Annotated in this window: 11 protein-coding genes; 6 read left to right on the top strand and 5 right to left on the bottom strand. The window is 63.0% G+C overall.

What is annotated here, in order from left to right; genetic code table 11:
* The 6 genes from cobJ to A2J01_RS37295 all read left to right on the top strand — a co-directional run.
* On the top strand, window positions 1-1,288 hold a 1,288-nt coding region (gene cobJ / locus A2J01_RS33245), incomplete at its 5' end, for a precorrin-3B C(17)-methyltransferase (RefSeq protein ID WP_064114390.1).
* A gap of 26 nt (window positions 1,289-1,314) precedes the next feature.
* On the top strand, window positions 1,315-1,674 hold the full coding sequence (locus tag A2J01_RS33240) for an HNH endonuclease (protein WP_076948440.1): 360 nt from the start codon (window positions 1,315-1,317) through the stop codon (window positions 1,672-1,674).
* On the top strand, window positions 1,671-2,075 hold the full coding sequence (locus A2J01_RS33235) for a nuclear transport factor 2 family protein (RefSeq protein WP_007729842.1): 405 nt from the start codon (window positions 1,671-1,673) through the stop codon (window positions 2,073-2,075). The genes A2J01_RS33240 and A2J01_RS33235 overlap by 4 nt, the downstream gene beginning before the upstream one ends.
* Window positions 2,072-2,311 carry a PLDc N-terminal domain-containing protein gene (locus A2J01_RS33230; protein WP_064114389.1) on the top strand — a complete coding sequence of 80 codons (240 nt, stop codon included), beginning with the start codon at window positions 2,072-2,074 and terminating at the stop codon, window positions 2,309-2,311. Before A2J01_RS33235 ends, A2J01_RS33230 begins: the two co-directional genes overlap by 4 nt.
* Window positions 2,312-2,388: 77 nt before the next feature.
* Complete coding sequence (locus tag A2J01_RS33225; protein WP_064114388.1) at window positions 2,389-2,979, top strand: dihydrofolate reductase family protein; 591 nt, start codon at window positions 2,389-2,391, stop codon at window positions 2,977-2,979.
* Between the two features lie 82 nt (window positions 2,980-3,061).
* Window positions 3,062-3,190, top strand: a complete 129-nt coding sequence (locus A2J01_RS37295; RefSeq protein WP_256922239.1) for a hypothetical protein — start codon at window positions 3,062-3,064, stop codon at window positions 3,188-3,190.
* A gap of 205 nt (window positions 3,191-3,395) precedes the next feature.
* Here the strand turns inward: A2J01_RS37295 and A2J01_RS33220 are convergent, their stop codons facing one another.
* From A2J01_RS33220 to A2J01_RS33200, 5 genes are all read right to left on the bottom strand, one after another.
* A complete protein-coding gene (locus A2J01_RS33220; protein ID WP_047270534.1) occupies window positions 3,396-4,178 on the bottom strand; it encodes an alpha/beta hydrolase in 783 nt (260 codons plus the stop codon).
* Between the two features lie 201 nt (window positions 4,179-4,379).
* Window positions 4,380-4,895 (bottom strand): DUF1990 family protein, encoded by a 516-nt coding sequence (locus A2J01_RS33215; protein ID WP_082901000.1) that lies wholly within the window; start codon window positions 4,893-4,895, stop codon window positions 4,380-4,382.
* Window positions 4,895-5,254, bottom strand: a complete 360-nt coding sequence (locus A2J01_RS33210; protein WP_064114386.1) for a VOC family protein — start codon at window positions 5,252-5,254, stop codon at window positions 4,895-4,897. Before A2J01_RS33210 ends, A2J01_RS33215 begins: the two co-directional genes overlap by 1 nt.
* A 10-nt stretch (window positions 5,255-5,264) precedes the next feature.
* Entirely contained in the window at window positions 5,265-5,906 is a 642-nt protein-coding gene (locus tag A2J01_RS33205) for a ScbR family autoregulator-binding transcription factor (RefSeq protein ID WP_019748499.1), read from the bottom strand.
* Between the two features lie 159 nt (window positions 5,907-6,065).
* Window positions 6,066-6,965, bottom strand: coding sequence for a HAMP domain-containing protein (locus A2J01_RS33200; RefSeq protein WP_225320034.1), 900 nt, complete (start codon window positions 6,963-6,965; stop codon window positions 6,066-6,068).
* Between the last annotated feature and the right edge of the window lie 155 nt (window positions 6,966-7,120).

The raw sequence follows: 7,120 nt of genomic DNA, 5'->3' as shown, positions 1-7,120 counted from the left end.
CACCGAGACCGTTGATCATCCCGGCGGATACCAGGGCGCGATGGACGAGTTCTACGAAGCAGCTGCCGAACGGCTGGCAGTTCACCTCGCGGCCGGTCGAACCGTCGCGTTGCTCGCCGCCGGCGATCCGCTCTTCTACAGCTCCTACATGCACATGCACAAGAGACTGGCCGATCGCTTCGACGCCGAAGTGATTCCCGGCGTCACCTCCGTCAGCGCGGCATCTGCTGCACTCGGAAAGCCGCTGGTCGAGGGTGAAGAGATCCTCACGATCCTGCCCGGAACGTTGCCGCAGGCCGAGCTGACCAGGCGGCTCAAGGAAACCGACGCCGCGGCCATCCTCAAGCTCGGACGTACCTTCCCACCGGTCCTCCAATCGCTCGAGGATTCCGGTCGCCTCGGCGAGGCCCACTACGTCGAGCGCGCGAGCACCACACGTCAACGCGTCGAATCCGCTGCCGAGGTCGACCCGGACGGAGTTCCGTACTTTTCGATCGCCATCGTTCCGAGCCCGTCGAACAACCCTCGACCTGCGACCGAGTCTCGCGGCGAGGTGGTCGTGGTCGGACTCGGGCCGGGCGACACCGCCTGGACCACACCCGAAGTGGCGCATGAGCTTTCGTTGGCAACCGACCTCGTCGGCTACGGCCCGTACGTCGATCGCGTGCCGACGCGTCCGGGCCAGCGTCGCCATTCCAGCGACAACCGCGTCGAAGCGGAACGCGCCGCGATGGCGTTGGACCTGGCGAAGAACGGCGCCCGTGTAGCTGTCGTCTCGTCGGGAGATCCCGGCGTATTCGCCATGGCTGCAGCAGTTCTCGAAGTTGCCGCCGAAGACCAGTGGCGCGGCGTGCCGGTCCGCATCCTTCCCGGCATGACGGCGGCAAACGCTGTCGCCAGTCGCGTCGGTGCTCCCCTCGGGCACGACTACGCGGCGCTCTCGTTGTCTGATCGCCTCAAGCCGTGGGATGTCGTCGCGCGCCGTATCTCGGCAGTTGCAGCCGCGGACATGGCGTTTGCGGTCTACAACCCGGCGTCGAAGTCCCGGACGTGGCAGGTCCAAGCCATGAAGGACCTCGTGCTCGAGCACCGCTCCCCCGAGACTCCCGTCGTCATCGGCCGCGATGTTGCCGGTGCCGAGGAATCAGTTCGCGTCGTGACCCTCGGCGAGCTCGAGCCTTCCGAGATCGACATGCGGACGCTGCTCATCGTCGGTTCGTCGATGACAACCGTCGTCGAAACCGGTTCGGGCCGTCAGGTGTTCACCCCGCGGCGCTACCCGGAGTGAACGCCGCACGGCGATAGCATGGCGTCATGCCCGTCAACCGGACCCGGAAAGCAAGATACGCGCGTAAACGGAAACGCCGGATGGATTTGGTGGAGCACGATCTGTCCGTCGAGCAGTGGTCCGCGCTCAAAGCGGCCTGGGGTGGCTGCGCGTACTGCGGCGAGTCGGACGAGTCGCCGCAACGTGACTGCGTGCTGGCGATCTCCCGCGGTGGGCGCTACACACTCGACAACATCGCACCGGCGTGCCGCTCGTGCAATGCAAGCAAATGCAACAGCGAGGTCACTCTCTGGTTGCGGCGCAAGGGGTATGACGAGAAGGCCTTCCTCCTGCGACACGCGGAGATAGGGATCGAGATGAGGGCGCAGTTCTCGGAGCAGTCGTGACGACCCCACACGAGTTTCGCCCGATCCTCGACGAGTTGATGGAGTTCGAACCTCTGTTTCACCGAACTCGAGTAGCGATGTCACGAGACGAGTTCGATGCGGTCGTCGACCCGCAGTTCCGGGAGATCGGAGCCTCCGGCGCTCGATACACCCGCGACTACGTGCAGTCGGTAGTTGAGCGCCGACGCCTCCGCGGCGAGGTGAACGACGCCGCCGAACTCGGGTGGACGGCTGACCGGCCAGCGCTGAGCCGGATTGCGCCTGACACGTATCTGGTGACGTACCGGCTGGCGCAAGCGCAACGAGTTACCGAGCGATCATCCATCTGGCGGTTCACCGAGAATCGATGGAGCGTGTTGTTTCATCAAGGCACAGTCGTCGAAAGTGGTCTGGAAGCGTGAACGAATCGACCCCCAACCCCACCATTCCGCTTTGGATGGACATCACCTTCACCGTCTTCGTTCTTGCCTGGATCTTCATCACGATCAGCGCGCTCGTGGCGATCGTGCGCACCGACTTCGACCGCTCGGGCGGCAAATTCTGGTGGTCGGCACTGGTGATCGCGGTGCCTGTACTCGGTGCGCTCGTCTGGTTGCTGGCTGGACGACCCCCGCGTGACTCCAGGTCCCGAACCTGATCTACACCGACGGCCCGGCAGTAGTCTGAGTACGGTCCGGTGCTGTCACTCTGCGCGTATCAGGGGAGAACAACGAGATGAGACCACTTCGATACTCGATCAACGTCACACTCGACGGCTGCTGCCATCACGAGGCGGGGCTCCCACCCGACCAGGAGTCGATGCGCTACTGGACCGCTCAGATGGAACGAGCCGATGCCTTGCTGTTCGGCCGGGTGACCTACGAGATGATGGAGTCGGCGTGGCGGCGGCCCGCAACGGGCACATGGCCTGACTGGATGGACGAGTGGGAGATCCCGTTCGCCCAGGCCATGGACCGGGCGAAGAAGTACGTCGTGTCGAACACGCTGAGCGGGGTCGATTGGAATGCCGAACTCGTGCAAGGCGACTTGGGGCCAGTGATTCAACGGCTCAAGGAGCAGCCCGGCGAAGGCCTGTGGGTTGGCGGCGTAACACTCCCCCTGGCATTGGCAGACCTGGGACTGATCGACGAGTACGAGTTCGTTGTGCAACCGGTCCTTGCCGGACAGGGGCCGACGTTGCTCGCCGGTCTGCACGAGCGCATCCAGCTTGAGCTCGTCGACCGCCACGAGTTCCAGTCGGGTGCAGTCGCCGTGCGATATCGGCCCACTCAAATACCGCCCCCGGGTCAGGTATCGGACGGGTAGTCGACGCATGGCTGGACATGCGCGGTTGAAACACATGTCGTCGCCTCAGTTCGGGCGAGAGAAGAGTTTCCAGTCTTGTTCGGTGTTCGGTATTGACCGGATACTCGGCACAGCACGAGCATTAGCCACCGAAGTTCTCCGGACAATCCTCGACGAGATCGAAGCATCGAACTGGATCACGAACAAGTTCGTTCCGCCCGGCGGACCGTAAGGACCACTTGTCGCTATCGAACACTCTGGCCCCTTATTCCACAGGCACTGCACCTCGAGCTGTAAGCACCCCCCGGTCGAGGGCCATGCTTGCGCGCACCCTCGCGCGCCTCAGCAAAAGTGGCCAAGCTGGACGGCTACTAGCGAGCGAAGGATCGAGATCGTATCGGCGTCCGACACAGGCCGGACGCCGATACGTGTTCACGTCAGCTCACAGGAGCGCCACCGCTCCCGCCGAGGTGGCGGGCGAAGAACCGAGCCGAACTGTCTCGCTCGTAGTCGGGCACCGGATAGTGCCTGCCCGAGTAGGCGTGCAGCGTCTTCTCCTTCGAGCCGAAGGCATCGAACAACGCTACCCCTGACGTGCGGTCGTAATCCTTGTCGTCCCAAGGGATCCGGTACTCGACCGGGACCGTGAGCTTTCGTGCCGCTTCGATGAGGGAGTCGTCCACAAAAACTCCACCGAAGCTCACGGCAGCGATCCTGGATTCGACCGGGGCCAACATCAGCCCGGTCACGACCCCTAGCGACACGCCGCCAAAGCCGATCGGAGCGTCGGCGTCGACGTCGGGCAGCGTTTGCAGAGCGTCGATGGTCGCCTGCCATTCCGGCACTGCACGCTCCGCCAGCGATCGGTTGTACTCGACGACGATCGGAGCGATCGGCTCGTGGGCCGCCCTAGCCTGGTGGATCGCCTCGACCCACTGTTCGTCCTGTGTGTTCCGCGGCCGATCGCCATGTCCGGGCGCGTCGATCGCGGCGACTGCGAACCCGTGGGAGCTCACACTGTGGAGTGCGCTGGCAACCAGTCCCGGCGCCTTCTTGTGCATGCCGCCGGAGTGCCCGGACAGCAGAAGTGGTGATCCGACGGATCCGGATGGCGGTGACCAGAGCACGCCGGTGATGTCGTCTACAACGAAATGGCGTTCGATGACACCGTTCGACGTTGTCTCGGAAGTGAATTCGATGGTCGGAGAATTGGATTGCATGGTGTTACCTTTCGGGATTGCCTACTCGGGGCGCTCCCGGCGACACCTACGTCAATCGCCGATCCGTGAACACGAGTGGGAGCACCCACATGGTTACAGCGTTCATGGGTCTCACCTCCTGGCGTGTTGTCACGGTCTCGCACAAGCTATCAACCCCAACCGAAGCTCGTCCAATCATTTTTCCAGCGCGCCCGGCAGCGGTCATACCCGCGATCGGTCGACGCTCGCGCGGACGGCACGGACGTAGCGGCGCGTCACAAACGCCTGAACTCGACGTCCGATCGGAGCGCCGAGACGTACCCACCACGTTCCAGGCTTGGAGAATGCGACGATCTCGATACGAACCGCTTGGCTGGTCTCGTCGAACTGGACGACAAACAATTCCTCCCCGCATTCGGGGTGGCCTGCGCGGGTTCCGTACGCGAAGCCCTTGCGATTGGGTTCGTCTACGACATAGACGATCCGAACGGGGATAGTTACCGGACCGAGTCCGAAAGTCGCATCCTGACCCGCCACGGCGGTCGGGGCTGCCGTCCGTACGGCCAGTCCGGCTCCGCGGTGCATTCCCCAATTCGCGACGGTTCGAGCGGCAACCTCGAAATCCTCCCGTCCGGATCCGACCGTCGCGCTCTCGTGAACGTGGTGATAGCCGGCGGGGAGAACGCCTGACGTTGCGCCCACCTCGAGGTACGTCAGCCCGCCCGGGCGGGACGCCATCATTGCTCGCGTCGGTGGCTGAGGATGTTGATCACGTGGCCGTCGGGGTCGGCAGCGAAGAACCTGCGGACACCCCACGGCTCCTCGGTGACGGGATAGACGATGGTGTCGCCGCGCTGCACCGCGGCCTCGTACGCCGCGTCGAGATCATCCACCTCGACGGAGACGTCCGGTACTACGGGCGCATGAGCGCCGTGCGTCATGACGCTGATCTGCAATGACGGATCCGTCGGCGAAGCCAACGTCACGATCCACCCGTGATCCATGACAACTTCGAGGCCCAGCACTTCGGTGTAGAAGCGCTGCGCGGCCTCGAGCGAGCTACTCGACAGATCCGAAACTATCCGCGTGACGGCCATGTCCCGCAGGCTACGCCGCCGCCGGAGTCCACCGCGACTTGACGAGGCGCTCGATGTCACCGGAAAGTTCGTCGCTGACGATTCCCGGAAGCAGGATCTGCCACATCTCGTCGACACGATCCGGAAGATCCGAGCGTCGGGTGAGGACGTTCGAAACCAGCTGTACCCCCGTGAATGCCGAGGGCATGAACCTGCCGAACGATTCTGCGCTGACCGATTTTCGGATTTCACCTTCCGCCTGAGCTCTGGCGGTGAGATCGGTGATTGCCGAGATCCATTCGGCGTACGGTTCCACCGGCCCCTCGTACGTGCTCAGTTCCAGCGTGAGGCGAATGCCCGCGCGAACGATCGGCTCGTCGACAATCTGGCGTGCCATTTCGTGCGTGAGCATGATCATCTGTTCCAACGGGTCCTTGCCCGTCGCGGAAATCGCCTGCACCGACTCGATCGAGAGCCGATGCTGTTCGGCAATGATGAATTGCGCGAGCTCGTCCTTCGACGCGAAATGGAAATACAACGCGCCCTTGGTAGTACCGGCCCCCGAGACTATGTCGGCCATGCTGGTGCTGCCGTAACCAGTCTTCTCGAACTGCGCGGCCGCGCCGGCAACGATTTGCTGCCGAGTCAGCTCGGCGCGTGCTTGCTTGACCACTGAATCCCTCTCGTCCTCCAAAGGCCCCCGCCCAGCAAACCCCACGGTTCGCGCCACACTCCAGCTATACCCAAAAACTTCACAATTGCCCCACATTACCAGCGCTCCTTCCATTGCTTCAATTACGAATGCAACAAAGTCGCTGGTCAGACGTCCGATTTAGAGGGAATCTCCTCTCCCCAACGTGCTTTCGTCAACCCGCGCACGGTCCACCAACTCTCCGACGAGGAGCGTCAACTCCATCATCTGGTCGGTGATTTCCTCACGCAGCTGCGTTGCATCCGCCTCGGAAATCGCGCCGGACTTGGTATCGAAAGACATCAACAACTCGATATTGGTGCGAAGTGCAGTCAAAGGAGCCAGAAGGTCCTGGCCCGCTTCGGTGATCAGACTTCTCTGGCGTGCCCGCGATTCCGACAACGTCCCGAGCATCCGATTGAAACTGACTGTCAACGACGCCAACTCGTCGTCACCGGTCACCGGGATCGGCGCAAGATCATCCGTTTCGGCGACCCGCCGCGTCGCCGCAGTAAGTCGCGCGATCGGCCGTAATCCTGTGCGTGCCACAGCATCTCCGGCCGCGTAAGCTAGGGCGATTCCGGCCGCCCCGAGTGCCGCCAACACCACTGCCAGTCGCTTGAGTACCGAACGCGTCGGCCCCAGGGATTGCGCGACAACCAAAGTCTGGCCCGCAACCGAGGGCTCGACAAGAATTCGATACGCATCGACCGTCGCGATTGTCTGCGACGAATTGCCGTCTGCGATCGACCTGATGGCGTCTGCGCTCGTGCTGAACGGCGGCAGACCGGGAGTCGCCGTCACCAAGGCGCCGTCGGCAGTGAGAAGCCCCACCGCCTGGATGACCGCTGTATCCGCGCCGGCCGTCAATCCCAGAACCGGTGTGACACCGCCGAAATTGACGGTGTCGGTGATCGCGTCACTCGTGCGCTCGAGTTGTCGATCGACGTTGCCTTGCAAATACGCGTTGAACACTATGTACACCGCCGACGCCGACACGATCACCGCGATCGCCACCAGGCCTGCAGTCAGCAATTTCACGCGAGCATGGAGCGTCCGCACGTGAATTCCCGATGGTTTTCGACGGCTCATTCCGGGAACCGACACTCTCATGCGCGGTCCCGCAGTGCGGCGTCGAAAAATCCCAACATCCCTCCAGTATGGTCACGGAACCTTAGACGAACCTGAAGCGAACG

This window comes from Rhodococcus sp. EPR-134, assembly GCF_001647205.1.
In the GTDB taxonomy this organism is placed as follows: domain Bacteria; phylum Actinomycetota; class Actinomycetes; order Mycobacteriales; family Mycobacteriaceae; genus Rhodococcus_F; species Rhodococcus_F qingshengii.
This window is presented reverse-complemented; position numbering and strand designations above follow the sequence as displayed.

Bases quoted from the DNA above. Each gene is read 5' to 3' on its own strand.
- A2J01_RS33240 (WP_076948440.1), top strand. From the start codon at position 1,315: ATGCCCGTCAACCGGACCCGGAAAGCAAGATACGCGCGTAAACGGAAA.
- A2J01_RS33215 (WP_082901000.1), bottom strand. From the start codon at position 4,895: ATGGCGTCCCGCCCGGGCGGGCTGACGTACCTCGAGGTGGGCGCAACG.
- A2J01_RS33220 (WP_047270534.1), bottom strand. From the start codon at position 4,178: ATGCAATCCAATTCTCCGACCATCGAATTCACTTCCGAGACAACGTCG.
- A2J01_RS33210 (WP_064114386.1), bottom strand. From the start codon at position 5,254: ATGGCCGTCACGCGGATAGTTTCGGATCTGTCGAGTAGCTCGCTCGAG.
- A2J01_RS33225 (WP_064114388.1), top strand. From the start codon at position 2,389: ATGAGACCACTTCGATACTCGATCAACGTCACACTCGACGGCTGCTGC.